General features: G+C 41.1%; 17 protein-coding genes. 15 read left to right on the top strand and 2 right to left on the bottom strand.

Annotated elements, in window-relative coordinates; genetic code table 11:
* The first annotated feature begins 58 nt into the window (after positions 1–58).
* The 9 genes from POV27_RS06650 (at position 59) to POV27_RS06690 (ending at position 6,748) form a co-directional block, all read left to right on the top strand.
* A complete protein-coding gene (locus tag POV27_RS06650; protein WP_272861963.1) occupies positions 59–550 on the top strand; it encodes a nuclear transport factor 2 family protein in 492 nt (163 codons plus the stop codon).
* 68 nt (positions 551–618) lie between these two features.
* Positions 619–1,248 carry a hypothetical protein gene (locus POV27_RS06655; protein ID WP_272861964.1) on the top strand — a complete coding sequence of 210 codons (630 nt, stop codon included), beginning with the start codon at positions 619–621 and terminating at the stop codon, positions 1,246–1,248.
* A 50-nt stretch (positions 1,249–1,298) separates the two neighbouring features.
* Positions 1,299–1,742 carry a GNAT family N-acetyltransferase gene (locus tag POV27_RS06660; RefSeq protein WP_272861965.1) on the top strand — a complete coding sequence of 148 codons (444 nt, stop codon included), beginning with the start codon at positions 1,299–1,301 and terminating at the stop codon, positions 1,740–1,742.
* 188 nt (positions 1,743–1,930) lie between these two features.
* Positions 1,931–2,077, top strand: coding sequence for a hypothetical protein (locus tag POV27_RS06665; protein WP_272861966.1), 147 nt, complete (start codon positions 1,931–1,933; stop codon positions 2,075–2,077).
* 3 nt (positions 2,078–2,080) lie between these two features.
* A complete protein-coding gene (locus tag POV27_RS06670) occupies positions 2,081–2,494 on the top strand; it encodes a hypothetical protein (protein ID WP_272861967.1) in 414 nt (137 codons plus the stop codon).
* A gap of 24 nt (positions 2,495–2,518) precedes the next feature.
* Entirely contained in the window at positions 2,519–3,700 is a 1,182-nt protein-coding gene (locus POV27_RS06675) for a hypothetical protein (protein WP_272861968.1), read from the top strand.
* A 159-nt stretch (positions 3,701–3,859) separates the two neighbouring features.
* Positions 3,860–4,381: a hypothetical protein gene (locus tag POV27_RS06680; RefSeq protein ID WP_272861969.1), complete on the top strand. Its 522-nt coding sequence runs from the start codon at positions 3,860–3,862 to the stop codon at positions 4,379–4,381.
* A 117-nt stretch (positions 4,382–4,498) separates the two neighbouring features.
* A complete protein-coding gene (locus tag POV27_RS06685) occupies positions 4,499–6,142 on the top strand; it encodes a T9SS type A sorting domain-containing protein (RefSeq protein ID WP_272861970.1) in 1,644 nt (547 codons plus the stop codon).
* A 93-nt stretch (positions 6,143–6,235) separates the two neighbouring features.
* Complete coding sequence (locus POV27_RS06690) at positions 6,236–6,748, top strand: hypothetical protein (protein ID WP_272861971.1); 513 nt, start codon at positions 6,236–6,238, stop codon at positions 6,746–6,748.
* Between the two features lie 135 nt (positions 6,749–6,883).
* Here the strand turns inward: POV27_RS06690 and rlmH are convergent, their stop codons facing one another.
* Positions 6,884–7,357 carry a 23S rRNA (pseudouridine(1915)-N(3))-methyltransferase RlmH gene (gene rlmH / locus POV27_RS06695; RefSeq protein ID WP_272861972.1) on the bottom strand — a complete coding sequence of 158 codons (474 nt, stop codon included), beginning with the start codon at positions 7,355–7,357 and terminating at the stop codon, positions 6,884–6,886.
* Positions 7,358–7,558: 201 nt separating this feature from the next.
* Between rlmH and POV27_RS06700 the strand changes: the two genes are divergently transcribed.
* From POV27_RS06700 to priA, 6 genes are all read left to right on the top strand, one after another.
* On the top strand, positions 7,559–9,664 hold the full coding sequence (locus tag POV27_RS06700; RefSeq protein ID WP_272861973.1) for a glycoside hydrolase family 9 protein: 2,106 nt from the start codon (positions 7,559–7,561) through the stop codon (positions 9,662–9,664).
* Between the two features lie 79 nt (positions 9,665–9,743).
* Positions 9,744–10,601 (top strand): carboxylating nicotinate-nucleotide diphosphorylase, encoded by an 858-nt coding sequence (gene nadC / locus POV27_RS06705; protein WP_272861974.1) that lies wholly within the window; start codon positions 9,744–9,746, stop codon positions 10,599–10,601.
* Positions 10,601–11,539: a YihY/virulence factor BrkB family protein gene (locus tag POV27_RS06710; protein WP_272861975.1), complete on the top strand. Its 939-nt coding sequence runs from the start codon at positions 10,601–10,603 to the stop codon at positions 11,537–11,539. The genes nadC and POV27_RS06710 overlap by 1 nt, the downstream gene beginning before the upstream one ends.
* A gap of 2 nt (positions 11,540–11,541) precedes the next feature.
* Positions 11,542–12,117, top strand: coding sequence for a chalcone isomerase family protein (locus POV27_RS06715; RefSeq protein WP_272861976.1), 576 nt, complete (start codon positions 11,542–11,544; stop codon positions 12,115–12,117).
* Positions 12,118–12,128: 11 nt separating this feature from the next.
* Positions 12,129–12,554, top strand: coding sequence for a DUF2147 domain-containing protein (locus POV27_RS06720; protein ID WP_272861977.1), 426 nt, complete (start codon positions 12,129–12,131; stop codon positions 12,552–12,554).
* A gap of 84 nt (positions 12,555–12,638) precedes the next feature.
* The gene (gene priA / locus POV27_RS06725; RefSeq protein ID WP_272861978.1) at positions 12,639–15,086 is read left to right on the top strand and encodes a replication restart helicase PriA; all 2,448 of its coding nucleotides are present in this window, start codon (positions 12,639–12,641) and stop codon (positions 15,084–15,086) included.
* Here priA and POV27_RS06730 read toward each other — a convergent pair.
* Positions 15,083–15,796 carry a LytR/AlgR family response regulator transcription factor gene (locus tag POV27_RS06730; RefSeq protein WP_272861979.1) on the bottom strand — a complete coding sequence of 238 codons (714 nt, stop codon included), beginning with the start codon at positions 15,794–15,796 and terminating at the stop codon, positions 15,083–15,085. The genes priA and POV27_RS06730 overlap by 4 nt on opposite strands.
* Positions 15,797–15,871: the final 75 nt, after the last annotated feature.

Raw genomic sequence — 15,871 nt, forward strand, 5'->3', positions numbered from 1 at the left:
ACCCCTTGTTTGCTAAATTAGCGTAGCGTCCTAACTAACAGCATCTAATAGAACCTATATGAAGCATCTATTACCACTACTTATCATTATAATACTTTCGTCCTGCAAAGAAAAGAAACCAGAAGTTATTGTAGCATCGGAAGAAACGACAACCCAAATCGAAACGGAATGGGATATGGAAACGGAAATGGAAAAACTTCGGTTCCTTAAGGAGGTAGAATGGCCCAAAGCCTACCGAGAGCAGGATACGGTTTTGTTAGATCGCATCTTGGGCAACGACTTTCAAATGGTTCGGAATGATGGGGAATGGTCCAATAAGGAAAAGGAGTTGGAATGGATTAAAAACAACGCCATGAACCATGATTTCTTCCGATATGAGATCAAACGATTGGAAGTATTCGAAAATGGAACGGCCATCATCGCGGGTACAGGCCATATGGTGAATGGAGGTGATAAAACCGACTACGAATCCAGTAATGTGCTTATCTATCGGGATGGAATTTGGAAAGCAGTGTTGTCCCATGTGTCTGGCGTACGTAATGTAGACTAAGTATAGTAACAAATTGAACTTTATTGTCACTCATAAACAAACCATTGTATAATTAATACGCTTTTCTATTGAATATTATTGAAGAACTAAGGTATCATGAAACTAATCAATTGGATGAATGGTACGACACCAAAGAAAAAGAGCAGAAGAGATTTTTGAAGGGAATTGTAAAGTACGGAGAGCAGCACCCGGATGAGTTGAAACATTACTGTAGTTCGACCATTCCCGACGAATTTTCCAGTCTAAGTTTGGTTTATGAAGCCTTGTCTGAATACTCCGTGAGTTGGAATCAATTTCTTTTCGATGAAATCCAACGAGTAGTTTTATTGGCAAAAAACGGAAGGATAGATCCCGAATACCTAGAGGTATTGGAAGATATTGAGACAGAAGATATTTACTCTAAAACAGAAGAAATCTACGTTCAGATTATCGATTTCCTAGTTGGAAATCTGAGTCTTACCGGAAATGGAAAATTTAATTTCCAGCTTTTGGAATTATTGGATTGGTACTTAACTGACTATGATGAAGACGATGATGTTCATGATGGAGAAGTTTGGGTAGCACGGATAAAAGAATTTGCCATAGAAGGCAGTCCAGAAATAAAAGAAAAGGCTAGGGAGGTTTTGGATAACTTCGACCTCGATTTTTCTTTTTCGCCCTTAACTTTTAAAGAAAGAATAAGTAGGTTTTTCAAGTGATGATAACTCGGTAATAAATATTCCGTAGGCGTAAAACCCAACTTTCGATTTTGATCAAAAAACTCAAACACTCTGAAACCGCTATAGCGCAAGAAATCCGATCTGTCTTTCAGGATTCATATGCTGTGGAAGCGGAACTATTAAATGCTATCGATTTCCCTCCCCTTAAAAGACCTTTGGAAGCATTTGTAGATTGTCCTAATGTTTTCTATGGCTTTCATAAAGATGGGGAGCTAGCGGGGGTTACGGAAATAGCCACCGAAGGAAGCGCAACCCATATTCAGAGTTTGGTGGTGCATCCAAAGTTCTTCCGGCTGGGCATTGCCGGTAAAATGCTCGAATATGTATTCAATGCATATCATTCCGAATTGTTCACAGTAGAAACTGGAGCCGATAATGGCCCAGCGAGAAAACTGTATGAAAAATTTGGATTTGCTATAGTTAAGGAGTGGGACACAGATCACGGCATTCGTAAAGTTCGATTCGAAAAGTAAAGGGGCCGATTTTACGCTTTGGATTCAATTAAGCTCTTCTCCTTAAAGACAAGCCTTATATTGATAAAGGCGTATACCGTTTTATTTTGCTGATCTCCTATGATTTATCATAGAAATACAGGAAAAATCCTATAAAATTCTTATATCCATTTTAAGTACATTTATGTATTCAAAACTCCCATGGTAGAATGAAATACAGATGCTATAATTGCAAAACTATACAAGATATTAAAAAGGACATCGAAGGAGAACTTGTTATGGAGATGAAAACGGATGTAGAAGAAATCGTGGAGAAATGTCCTAACTGTGGAGCCAGTAACACACTAAAGCCATAATATATGCCAGAAGAAGCTAAAGCGGAATTCCCAGAAGGCAAGCCCACCACAGATGAAGAACTCTTTTACCTTGAGTGGGGAAGGGAATCCCTGAAAAACGGAATTGCACTGGCAAATTCAGTGTTGAAACAATTGCTCACCACCAACACGGCCATACTAACTATTGTTTTGGTATTTGCAGACCGGCAGGTAATGTCGTCAGATATGAAGAAACCTGTGGTCATAGCATTTTTGGTTGCTCTCATCATCTCACTTTTTGGGTTTCTTCCCTATGAGAAAAAGGTCATTTTAAAATCTCCAAGTGCTATAAAAGCACACAAGAAGAAGGCTTTGCGACATAAAAGGATTTTCTTGTGGCTAAGTGCGACATGTATGTTAGTTGGCTTTATTATGGCCCTGTTTGGAATCGTTAATTGAATATAACCTCATAAAAACAGTACCATGCACGAATGGGAATCTGAAGCACAAATAGAATTCGACAAAGCTTTTATAAATAGGGGAGGGCTCTACTACCTAAGTTCCTTTCATCCTGAGGATCGAGAAGCAGCAAGGCTTTTTAGGGCCAATGTACAGGAATATTTGGATGAATTATGTGCCGGTGAAGGCCTTAAGGAAAGAGGTATGAAGATTCACTTCGACTTCCTCAATAATATCGATTTTGATGCCAGTGCCAAATCTACCAAAGACGGATCCCTTCACTTTATTGGGATAAGTATTGGATTATACCAACGCTTGTTCGCAATGATGGAGTCTTTTATCGCGAGCACCGATTTGTTTAATGAAATTGAAGGTGTGGACCCCAATGCTTCCGAGAAAAAAATACCCGCCACCGCCATTCTGAACAAAACCCTGCCCGAAGTTGCGCAGATTTATCATAGGATTCCTTCCGGGACCGTACGAAGCCATTTAAGCTATGCATGTTGGTACATGATGCTCCAATATATTGTGTATCACGAGTTGGCTCATATCCTTACTGGGCATACGGCGTATTTAAATGGACAAGCCCAAGGGGAATTGGCTTTAGGCGAAAATGGGGAAGGACAATATCTTGGGGAAATCATTCGAAAAGGAGTGGACGAAGGGATGCTTATCATTAACGAACGACAAGCTATGGAAATCGATGCCGATGAGCATGCCGTCTATTGGAGTATTATCGATTTTGTGCGTGGTAATTGCAAAATATTTCCTCAGAAAGGACTTAAGCTTCCCCTTAACATCTATATGCGCCTGCTTACCTATTCGCTAGGTTTAATGGTTCATTTTTGGGATGAATACAATGGGCATTTCCCCATTATGAAAAGTTTATTGGAATACAATGAACGGCATCATCCGCATAACGAGATTCGTTTTAATTGGATGTATTCTGCCATGATTTCATCTCTGGAAAAGGACATTACCGATTATGGAAATTCCATAGACTGGGGAATACAGGGAGCACTTCCGGGAATTGTGGTTGCCATAGAACGTCATTTGGAAATACCAGCATTTCCTACCTCGTTCCATCCAGATAATGAGGAGAAGGTCGTGAAAAAGGTAATGAAGACTATTAATGATGAGATTCTTCCCGATTTTAGGAAAAATTGGAAATCATATAAAATGATTCCAGATCATCCCATGGCGTAATTTGAAGTTGATTTTCGGAAATTCATAGAACACTTTTTCATGATATCATTAGCTTTTCTATCTTTACTAATGCATTGAAAAGCAGTATTTAGTAATACTAAGATAGTAAGTCAAGCCTATTCATAAACTCATAATTTTTCCAAAGAAAAATTTAGAACTATGTCGGAGAAAGAAACCAAACTTGCCCATCTCGACCATCTACAACAACGCATGGAATTTGTTTCGGCCGAAGCCAATAGTTATTCCAACAAATACCTTATCGGGGGTATCATTGCTATCATAGGCCTTTTGAATATAGATCTGGTCATGGAAGCTGATCTAAAAGCGAGCGAAAATAGAGATACCGTTATGCGCTATCTGTTCGTCGTTATAGGAATTGGGGTGTACTATTTTAGGATTGTGGGCCAACGCATCCTTCGATTTGAAAAAGCCTATCGGAAAACCAAGTTCAAGTATGAAACAGTGCTCTATCATATCCTTGACGACGAGGAACTAGCAAAGAAGTTGGAAACTGGATTGGAGGACAAGCAATTAAAGAAAGAAAACATTACTTTCGAAGAGCTTAAGGCTCAGCATGCAGAAAAACTAAATACCAACACTATTTGGCCCATCATTCTTCCTGCGCTTCTCATCATGCTGCTTACCATCATTGCCAAGATCTTTCATGTTTTTATGCTTTGATTCAGCATTTACAGTATTCGAATTAAAAGGAATAGGATTATTAACCTTAGATTAAATTTAATAACCCAAATTAATCCTTATCTTACCGCAAAAAATTTCTATAAACCCCTTCTTGCTATGAAATATGTATACTTTTTCCTTTGTTCCCTTATTTCCATTACAACCATAGGGCAAAGTCGTTTTTTGCCAGAGTCTTCAACCAAGCCCATTGCCAATCGAAGTGTGGTAGAAACAGTGATCGCTACCATATCCTATCAAGGGTATGACGAAACCCAAGCCTATTTTGGGGAAGGGGAATACGAAATCTTTATCGATAACGTGGATGGGGTTTTAGACAATCCTATTATCGTATTGGATGGATTCGATCCGGGAGATGCCCGAGATATAACGGCATTGTACAACAGCTTGATTTTCGATGGTCAGAATATGGCCGATATCCTGCGCGATCAAGGGTATGATATTATCATTTTTAATAATCCCTTGTACACTACGGGAGGAAAAGATATAGATGGCGGTGCCGATTACATCCAGCGGAACGCCTTTGTGTTGGCCGAACTTATTTCCATTATCAACGATCAGAAAGTGGGAGATGAGGAATTGGTAGTGCTAGGCCCGAGTATGGGAGGTTTGGTAGGACGTTATGCATTAGCCTATATGGAGCAGAACAGCCTACCACATGAAACGCGCTTGTTCATTTCCTTCGATTCGCCTCATAGAGGAGCTAATGTTCCGATCAGTTTACAATACCTAATCAATTATTTGGCATTCGAATTCAATAATCCGGAAGCGCAAGCAATTGTTGCTGGAGTACTTAACTCTCCAGCTGCCAAGGAAATGCTGGTAGATCATTTGGCCGCTCACTTGGCCGATGGTTCGGATACCGATCAGGATCCGACAAAACTACTGCCAGAAGGAGCTCCAGGTTTTAGGGATGTCTTTCAGGCCGAATTGGATGCTATGGGCTTTGCTCAAAATGTACGCAATGTAGCGATGATCAATGGAAGCGGTATTGGAACCACGACTGGAACACCTGGGATGCAAGTAATTGATACGACCTTGGATATTATTGCCGGTACAACTGCCGAAGTAAGTTTGCATTTTATGCCAGAAGCCGGTCAGGCCATTACTATTACCGATTGGAAAACCTTCTTGGGGCCGGTTCAGGTAGGATCCTTTTCTGCCGACGGAGAATCCTTTGCTTTTAGCGATGGAGTAGACAGTGCACCGGGAGGTACGGCTAATATTTCCACGGCTTTGGGAGATGGCACGAACCCTGTGATTGTACAGTTTATAGAGGCTTTAGATCAGGATGCTTATTGTTTTGTTCCTACACTTAGTGCCCTAGATATCGATGAAGATGATTGGTATGCGAATCCAGATTTATCGGCTTCTCCATTCGTTAATACGCATATTCCTAATGTAAACGAAGATCATGTAACTGTTACGCCCGAGGGAGCTGCCTTTGCCATTTTCGAGATAACCGGGGGTATTTTGGGTGTTAATGATGTTGCAGGAATTTCAAAATATATACTTTCCGAAAACCCAATAGGCAATACACTTCGAATTGCAGTAGATCCTTCTGTACAAACGAGTTCATTGGAAATGGCTATTTTCAATATGGCCGGACAACAGGTTTACAACACTGGGTTAATTGATGTTTCAGGTGAAATTCGAGTAAATCATGGCCTATCTTCAGGTCTTTACATCTTAACCCTTACCGATTCACAGGGTACATATAGCCATAAATTGGTAGTGGAATAGGGGAAAATCCTGTATATGCGTACGCTTATTTTTAGTATTATTGTCAAATAAATAGGTATGTAGAAGCATATTTCTAAGTTTGTTCCCCGCATTATGAAACGAATATTCTTTATTCTGGTTTGTTGGCTGATGGCCATTCAGGGTATTTCACAAAATCTTTCCCCAACACAGTTCACATTGATCTGTGATAAAAGTCCTGGGGAAGTAGAGGAGTATCTTACGGCTAATAATTGGACATTTTATGAGGCCAAGGGGGAAACCCAGAACAAATTGGGAAATGCTAAGTTTGTGTATGATCGTCCCAATTTTAAATTAGGGGATTCTGCAGACTACCTATTGTTTTTCCACTATTCGGAGCGCGTTAAAGCCCGAGGTATTGAAGTGCTTTTCAAGAATAAAGCCATGTACAAGAACTTTAACGAGCAAATGGCTAATCTTAAGTACAAGCTTACCAATTCTACCATTGATAACGGAAGCATCATTAAAGTGTACAAAAAGGGCCCTCAGATTATCGAAGTGACCATACCGCCCAACTTCAAAGGGATGAACGGTTATCGTTACCTTTTCGCCAAGAATTCCAGTTATAAGAAGATTCGGAATAAGTAGGTTTCGGGTTTTGAGTTAGCGGGTTTTCGAGTTTCGGGTTCAAGGTTATTTAGTTGGACATCTATCTACTCAACAATTAAACGGTTAAACGATTCAACAAATCAACCTTGAACACAGAACTGTTGAACTCGAAAACTACCTATGATGATAGGGTTCGTTTCTTAATATCGTAAAGGCTCGGTACAATTGCTCTACAAAGAACAAACGGACCATTTGGTGGGAAAAGGTCATGGAAGAAAGGGATACTTTGCCCTGCGCTTTTTGATAGACCGCTTGGCTAAACCCATACGGACCTCCAATGACAAAAACTAGGTTTTTAAGTCCGCTGTTCATTTTTTTTTGAAGGTATTCCGAAAACCCAACCGAAGAGAAGGTCTTTCCATTTTCGTCCAACAATACCAATGCATCCGAAGTAGTAACCCGTTTTAGGATTTCCTGCCCTTCCAGTTCCTTCTGTTGTGCTTCCGAAAGGTTCTTGGAGTTTTTAATATCAGGAATGATCTCCATAGAAAACGTTACATAATGTTTAAGACGCTTTTCATAAGTGTCTATAAGCGTCTGTAGATTTTTATCATCCGTTTTTCCAATGGCAAGTAGGGTGATCTTCATACTGCAAAAGTAGGAAATACAAGCCTAGTAGCACTTTCTATGAAACGATAAGGTCAATGCAAACAGCCATACTGCGAAGCAACTATTGTAAAAGCAATACCGAAAGCTAAAACCTTCAGCTTAAACAAAACTGTTAAAATACTGACCTTCAATAGGGTGTAAAGGCTATTTTCATTAATTTTCATAAAAAACACCCCAATCATGAAAAAGCTAATCATCAACGGAGTGCTCATGGCGCTCGCATTACCTATTTTTTCCCAAGATATAAGCCCCTTTATTCATGTAGATCAGTTTGGTTATGCCCCTAATGCGACGAAAGTAGCCGTGCTATCCAACCCCGAAGTGGGCTATAACAATTCTGAAAGCTACACGCCCGGTTCCGAAATTCAGTTACGGGACGCGTCTAATGACAACTTGATATACGCTTCAGCAGTGAGTGCTTGGAATGGAGGTGCTGTGCATGGCCAATCGGGCGACAGCGGATGGTGGTTCGATTTCTCTTCGGTAACCGGAGAAGGGAACTATTATGTGTACGATCCTACGAACGACGAGAGATCGGGTACCTTTTATATTTCGGATGCACGTTATACTGAAGTTTTAAAAACCGCTGGACGCGCATTTTACTACAATCGCTGTAATGCTCCTAAAGACGAACCCTATGCCCAAGGATGGGATGATGGGGATAACTTCAATAATGCGCTTCAGGACTTTAATTGCCGTTACATTTACGACCCGGGCAATGCCAGTTTGGAAAAGGATCTTTCGGGAGGATGGTTCGATGCGGGCGATTATAACAAGTATGTTACTTTTACCCATTCTACCTTGCACAATTTATTGTGGGCTTACGAAGAGCATCCCGATGCTTTCGATGACAATTGGAACATTCCCGAATCTGGAAACGGAATCCCCGACCTTATTGATGAAATTAAATGGGAATTGGATTGGTTACTGAAAATGGTAAACAGCGATGGTAGCGTGCACATTAAAATGGGGAGTCAGAACTTTGCCGAAAATAGTGCCTCTCCACCTAGTGCCAATACCGATCCTAGGTTTTATGGTCCGACCTGTAGTTCGGCTTCAATAACGATAGCTAGTGTCATGGCGCATGCAGCTAAGGTATTTGGGCAGTTTCCTGAATTTCAGGCTTATGCCACCACATTGGAGCAAACCGCCATTTCCACTTATAATTATGCTAAGACCTTTGTAGACGCAGGAACTTTGGAGACCGATTGTGACGATGGAAGCATCGTAGCTGGGGATGCGGATCAGCCAGTTGCTACCCAATTGGCTTTCTTTTTTACTGCTTCGGTGCATTTATTCGATATTACGGGAGCTTCGGAATACAATGACTACGTCATGGCGAATGTGTCTAGCTTGGAGCAGATAGATACCGACTTCTGGGGCCCCTATTTCACGGAAGTAAACGATGCGCTTATTTATTACACCTTACTGCCCGGAGCCGATTCTGCCACCATCAATACAATCGTTACCTCCTGGCTGGCCACGGTAAATAATGACTGGAACGATTTCTTTGGCTTTTCTGAAAATGACCTTTACAGGGCACAGATGCCAGATTGGTCCTATCATTGGGGTTCTAATCAGGCAAAATCTGGTTATGGTGTGATTAATCTGTTGGCTAAAAAATCGAACTTTTTCCCTGCTTCCAATGACGAATTTGATAAACAAATTGATGAAATCTTACACTATTTCCACGGGGTGAATCCCCAAGGAATGGTATATCTATCCAATATGTACAGTGTAGGAGCAGATCGAAGTGCTAACGAAATTTACCATACATGGTTTGCCGACGGAACGGTATACGATAATGCAATCACTTCGCCTATTGGCCCTGCACCTGGCTTTGTAAGTGGCGGTCCAAATGCACAATTTTCGGTAACCAGTTTAGTGCCGCCTTATGGACAACCCCAACAAAAGAGCTATCTCGATTTTAACGATGGTTTCCCGAATAACTCATGGGAGATCACCGAGCCTGCCATTTATTACCAAGCATCTTACATACGTTTATTAGCGGCCCGGACAGATGCCAGTTTGGTACTTTCCATCGAAGATAATTTCAAATCGCAGACTATAGTACTGGCTCCAAACCCTGCGAATGATTCCTTTGAAATTAGAGGGATTGAAGGGCCCAGTAAGTTGCAATTACATACTGTTACCGGTCAATTCCTTTCAGAAAGGCTGGTGGTTGATGGAGATACAATCAATATTGAACAACTACCACCCGGTATTTATTTTGTGACCTTGGCTTCAGATCAAGGGAAAGTAACCCAAAAGATTATCGTTGAATAATCACTATTGAATTCAAAAAATGACCCACGAATGCAAAAGGCTTCGTGGGTTTTTTTAAATTAGCTAAAAATAGCCGCCCATGATTTCCCAGAAGAAATTCGATAAAGAAATAGATATCATAATTGCCAATGCCATTCGTGAGGATGTCGGTGCTGGTGATCATAGCTCATTGGCCTGTATTCCGGAGGAAGCGACGGGTAAGGCAAAGCTATTGGTAAAAGATGAAGGGATTATTGCTGGAGTAGAGTTTGCCCGACGTGTATTCGAATTTGTCGATCCCGGACTTTCATTGGATGTACAGATAGAAGACGGTACCTATGTAAAACATGGAGACATCTGTTTTTATGTAACGGGGCTTTCGCAATCTATTTTGAAAGCAGAGCGTCTGGTATTGAATGCCATGCAACGTATGAGCGCGATAGCTACCAAGACCAACGAATATGTAAAGCTATTGAAGGGGACAGGTACCAAGATATTGGATACCCGTAAGACTACTCCTGGAATCCGTGCGTTGGAAAAGTGGGCCGTGAAGATTGGTGGCGGCGAAAATCACCGTTTTGCCCTGTATGATATGATTATGCTCAAAGATAATCACATCGATTTCTGTGGAGGCATTACTAAGGCCATTGCCCAAACCAAAGACTATCTTAAAAGTCGAAATTTGGATTTAAAGATTATCGTGGAGGCAAGAAACTTGGAAGAAATCGAAGAAATCTTGAAAAGTGATGGCGTATACAGAATCCTCATCGATAATTTCAACTACGAAGATACCCGCAAAGCAGTGCAAATGATTGGCGATACCTGCCTTACTGAGTCTAGTGGTGGAATTACCCTAGAAACAGTTCGTAAATATGCAGAGTGTGGTGTCGATTATATCTCTAGCGGTGCATTGACCCATTCGGTGTACAATATGGATTTGAGCCTAAAAGCCGTTTAATGAGTACCGAAATTGAAGAAAAGCTGAATAGGGTGCCAGTGGTCCGTACACTGGTAAAACTCTTAAAGCTTATTGTTCTTCCAGGCTTTAAGGGGCTTTCTTTATACGATTTACTCGAAATATATAGTATTGGTATCGTAAAGGGAACTTTCTCTTCTAGGGCCAGTTCGGTGGCTTATAGCTTTTTTATTGCCATTTTCCCGTTTATACTGTTTATGCTCAATCTCATTCCGGTAGTTCGTATCCAGAATTTTCAGAGTCAGTTTTTAGACCTTATTCAGCGGATTTTACCCCCGCAAACGCAGGATTTCTTCATGCCAGTGATTACAGATATTGCACTTCATCCAAGAAATAGCTTGCTGTCCTTTACTTTCTTCTTAACCCTGTTTTTGGTGGCCAATGGGGTGAATTCCATTTTCAGTGCTTTCGAGTATTCGGTACATGTAACCATAAACCGTAACTTCTTTAGGCAGTACCTCATAGCGCTAATGGTTTCTATCTTTTTGGCATTGTTGTTGTTAATCACTGTGGGGTCGATCCTTTATGGGGAATATCTCATTAATCAATTAAAGGCAAATTCCTTGATTGAGGACAACTATGCATGGATTAATTTCCTGCAGTACACGATCTTTATTATCATGTTATATGTTGCAATCTCTACCCTATATCATTTTGGGGTGAAGGAGGGAAGGCAAACCCGCTTCTTTTCGATAGGAGCATTGGTAACGACCCTCTTGTTTTTGGTAACTACTTATTTCTTTGGAGTTTACATTAACAATTTTAGCAACTACAATGAATTATACGGTTCCATTGGGGCACTATTGATTATGATGTTTTATATTTGGATCAATGCGAACCTATTATTATTAGGCTTTGAATTGAATATTTCATTGCAGCGACTTAAGGAAAAATCAATACACAATACAAATCAACAATGAAGATGAAACAACAAACTATCAAAAAAGGACTCTTACTTTTCGTAGCATTACTTACCATGAATTTGGCAAGTGCGCAAACCAAGATTGGAAGCGTTACCCTCCCCAATTCTACAAGCTTTAATGGAGAAGAGTTGGTGCTGAACGGTGGCGGTATACGTAAGAAAGCCTTCTTTAAATTATATTCTGCCGGACTATATTTAAAATCGAAATCTGGAGATGCCAGTAGCATCATTAATGCCGATGAGACCATGGCCATTAAAATGGAGATTACGTCCAAATTGGTTTCCAGCGACCGTATGAAAAGCGCAGTGAATGACGGTTTCGATGCTGCCATGAATGGTGACACGTCTTCCTTATCTTCTGAAATAGAGAAGTTTATAGGTTTCTTTAGCGAGGAGATCGTGAAAGGAAATATCTTCGATATTACGTACCAAAGCGGCCGTGGAGCCGTTATCTATAAAAACGGAAAAGAATTGGGAGTTATTCCCGGTATGAAATTCAAAAAAGCCCTTTTCGGTATTTGGTTGGGAGAAGATCCTGCCGATGACAACCTGAAAGACGGTATGCTAGGAAAGTAAAACCACCACCTATGAAAACAAAAATCGCCCTATTATCTGCCTTACTACTCACCTTTACCATAACCGCACAAGATGTTATGGGCAAATGGAAGACTGTTGACGATGTTTCCGGAGAAGCCAAATCCATCCTCGAGATCTATGAAGAAGATGGAAAGGTATACGGAAAAGTAGTCGAGATCATTAAAAAAGACCGTCAAGATGCCGTATGCGATCAATGCAAAGGAGAGGACAAAGGAAAACCCATAATGGGAATGACCATTATTAGAGGACTGGAGAAGGATGGCGATGAGTACAATGGTGGAAAGATACTGGATCCTGAAAATGGAAAATTGTACAAATGCTATATCACCCTAGAGGATGATAAAACGCTCAAGGTACGTGGCTACATCGGATTTTCCCTTTTGGGAAGAACCCAATACTGGTATCGCGTAGAATAAGCATTGTTCATAAAATAGTACCAAGGCTGTTCGTATTTTGAACAGCCTTTTTTAATTTTAAACGCGAATAGCAATATACTTCCTTTGTATTTTATCGATGTCATTCTTCCCATTCCCTTAAAGCAGCACTTTACCTATAGTGTGAATAAGGATGAGGCCTATTTCTTGAAGCCTGGAATGCGCGTGTCTGTTCCTTTTGGTAAATCTAAAGTCTACACGGCCTTGGTATATGGAGTACATCAAAATGAACCTCCTACTTATGAAACCAAAAGCATCGATCAGATACTGGATGAAACTCCTTTGGTTACGCCTACACAGCTGAAACATTGGGAATGGATTGCCAAGTATTACATGTGTACCCTAGGGGAAGTGATCAGGGCAGCGCTACCAAGTGCCTTCCTTTTGGAAAGTGAAACCATCATTACCCGAACGGCCAAGGAACCTTTAGATGATTCCGAATTGACCGACGATGAATTTATGGTACATGAAGCGTTAACCCATCAGTCTTCATTGCATATAAATGACATTCGAAGCTTACTGGATCGGAAGAACGTGGTGAAGGTAATTCAAACCCTTTTGGAAAAGGGACTGATCTCCGTGCAGGAGGAAGTATTCGAACAGTATAAGCCCAGATTGAAACGTTACCTACGTTTATCCAGCCCTTTTTCTGAAGAGGATTCCCTTCGGGAGTTGTTGGATTCCATGTCCCGAGCTCCTAAGCAACGACAGGTACTTATGACACTTTTCATGCTATCTGCTACTGAAGAACATGTAGAATCTACTCAACTTCAGAAGAAATCGGACAGTAATGCCCCGGTACTTCGAACCTTGATTGACAAAGGGATATTGGAAGAGTATTACCTTCAGAAAGATCGAGTAGAATATAAAGGCGAGGCTCCCTCGGAAGTGAAAAAGCTAAGTCCGGCGCAGGAAAAGGCATTGGAACAGATTGAAGCTTCGTTTCAGGAAAAAGAAATCACATTATTGCATGGTGTTACCTCTAGTGGAAAGACAGAAGTGTACGTGCAATTGATTGATAGCCTGCTTTCCACAGGGAAACAGATTTTGTACATGCTTCCCGAGATAGCCCTTACTGCGCAGCTTATAACTAGACTGCAGCATTATTTTGGGGAGAAGGTCTCCGTATACCATTCTAAATATTCCTTGAATGAACGGGTGGAGGTGTGGAAGAATGTATTGGCACAAAGATCCAAAGCACAGATTGTTATAGGGGCGAGATCGTCTTTGTTTTTGCCCTTTCAGAATTTGGGAATGGTCATTATAGATGAAGAGCATGAACCTTCTTTTAAGCAATACAGTCCTGCCCCTAGATATCATGCACGGGATACCGCTATGGTTTTGGCGCAAATGCACGGGGCAAAAGTACTGTTAGGGTCTGCCACGCCTTCTTTGGAATCCTATTACAATGCCCAAGAAGATAAATTTGGCCTGGTACTGCTCAAGGAACGCTATGGCAATGTATTGATGCCGGACATTGAATTGGTGGACATACGCGATAAGCTGAAGAGAAAGCGGATGAAGGGCCATTTTAGTGATCGCTTATTGGAAGCTATGGAAGAGGCTTTGGAAGAGAAGGAACAAATCATTTTGTTTCAGAACCGACGTGGTTTTTCACCAGTGGTAGAATGCACGACTTGTGGGGTAGCGCCTCAATGTCCCAATTGCGATGTGAGTCTGACCTACCATCAGCATCGTAACGAATTGCGATGCCATTATTGCGGCTATCAGATGGCCATGTTGGTTTCCTGTATGGCTTGCGGAAGCGATACCTTGGACCCTAAAGGCTTCGGAACCGAACAAATAGAGGAGGAGTTGAGAGCGCTATTTCCCAATCAGCGTATTGCCCGAATGGATCAGGATACCACCAAAGGAAAGCACGCCTATGAGAAATTGATCGAACGTATGGAAAATGGAGAGATCGATATTCTGGTGGGAACGCAGATGCTTGCCAAGGGATTGGATTTTAGAAATGTAAGCTTGGTAGGGGTCATGAATGCCGATAATTTGTTGAATTTTCCAGATTTCCGGGCGCATGAAAGGAGTTATCAGTTACTGCAACAAGTTTCGGGTAGGGCAGGGCGTACTGAGAAACGGGGAAAAGTGATCATTCAGAGTTATAATCCGCTGCATCAGATTTTGCAACAAGTAAGTGTGAATGATTATGAAGGCATGTACAAGGAACAATCGGAAGAACGATATCAGTATAAATATCCGCCGCATTACAGAACCATTCGTATTACCTTCAAACACCGAAATTTTGGAACTATGCAAAAGGCTTCTGTATGGTTTGGCGAAGTCCTACGCCTTCAATTGAAAGAACAGGTGTTGGGTCCCGAAAGTCCCGCTATTTCAAGGATTCGGAACGAGTTCATTTCTAATATTCTGGTAAAAATACCCAAGCAGCAATCCCTTCAGAAAACAAAAACATTTATACAAAAGGTGCAACAACGGTTTAATGCCCAAAAGGAGTTCTCTCGGGTAAAGGTAATTATGGATGTAGATAATTATTAGTTGCGCATGGAAGCAGCAAGGGCTTCGACCAAATCGGCTTTACGGTTACGACTTAATGGTAACTGCTCATTTTCCAACTCGATCACCTTGCTATTGTAACGCTCTACTTTGTCCAAGTTTACGATATATGACTTGTGAATTCGTAGGAAACGCTCTTTTGGTAACAATGCCTCGAACGCCTTCATGGTAGATAAAACTACCAAGGCATCATGCTCGGTTACCAATTTCACATAGTCTCCCAGTGCTTCGATATAGCGCAATTCGTTTAAGAATACTTTACGCTTCTTAAGGTTACTCTTCACAAAGATGAAGTCTTCATCATCGAATCCGTCTTCGTTACGCATTTTGTAGTTAACAATGGCTTTGTGAACAGCATTTAGGAAACGTTCTTTGGAAATAGGCTTACGCAAGTAGTCTACAGCGTCGTAATCGAATGCTTTAAAGGCATATTTGGTTTTTCCAGTAACGAAAATAATCTGCGGCTTGTGCGTAAGATCGTCTAACAGGTCGAAACCTGAAAGAATCGGCATTTCGATGTCTAGGAAAATCAAATCTATCTCTGTAGTAGCCAACCCCATCTTGGCTTCGATAGCGTTGTTATACTCAGCAACTAGATCCAGAGAAGGGTGGTTCTCTATAAGCTTTACAATGGAAAGCCGTTGCAGGGTAGAGTCATCTACTATAGCACATTTTAGTATAGGTTTATCCACGGTAGTAAGGTTTAGCTCATCACAATATTAATAAAAAAAATCGACGAAATGCAACATTTTTTAACTTTTAACGAA

Origin of the sequence: Aureisphaera galaxeae (assembly GCF_028561275.1) — a bacterium.
Classification (GTDB): Bacteria; Bacteroidota; Bacteroidia; order Flavobacteriales; family Flavobacteriaceae; genus Aureisphaera; species Aureisphaera galaxeae.

Coding starts and splice junctions, on each gene's coding strand:
- POV27_RS06720 (WP_272861977.1), top strand. CDS start 12,129: ATGAAAACAAAAATCGCCCTATTATCTGCCTTACTACTCACCTTTACC.
- nadC (WP_272861974.1), top strand. CDS start 9,744: ATGATTTCCCAGAAGAAATTCGATAAAGAAATAGATATCATAATTGCC.
- POV27_RS06680 (WP_272861969.1), top strand. CDS start 3,860: ATGTCGGAGAAAGAAACCAAACTTGCCCATCTCGACCATCTACAACAA.
- POV27_RS06675 (WP_272861968.1), top strand. CDS start 2,519: ATGCACGAATGGGAATCTGAAGCACAAATAGAATTCGACAAAGCTTTT.
- POV27_RS06670 (WP_272861967.1), top strand. CDS start 2,081: ATGCCAGAAGAAGCTAAAGCGGAATTCCCAGAAGGCAAGCCCACCACA.
- rlmH (WP_272861972.1), bottom strand. CDS start 7,357: ATGAAGATCACCCTACTTGCCATTGGAAAAACGGATGATAAAAATCTA.
- POV27_RS06650 (WP_272861963.1), top strand. CDS start 59: ATGAAGCATCTATTACCACTACTTATCATTATAATACTTTCGTCCTGC.
- POV27_RS06710 (WP_272861975.1), top strand. CDS start 10,601: ATGAGTACCGAAATTGAAGAAAAGCTGAATAGGGTGCCAGTGGTCCGT.
- POV27_RS06700 (WP_272861973.1), top strand. CDS start 7,559: ATGAAAAAGCTAATCATCAACGGAGTGCTCATGGCGCTCGCATTACCT.
- POV27_RS06715 (WP_272861976.1), top strand. CDS start 11,542: ATGAAACAACAAACTATCAAAAAAGGACTCTTACTTTTCGTAGCATTA.
- POV27_RS06690 (WP_272861971.1), top strand. CDS start 6,236: ATGAAACGAATATTCTTTATTCTGGTTTGTTGGCTGATGGCCATTCAG.
- POV27_RS06665 (WP_272861966.1), top strand. CDS start 1,931: ATGAAATACAGATGCTATAATTGCAAAACTATACAAGATATTAAAAAG.
- POV27_RS06685 (WP_272861970.1), top strand. CDS start 4,499: ATGAAATATGTATACTTTTTCCTTTGTTCCCTTATTTCCATTACAACC.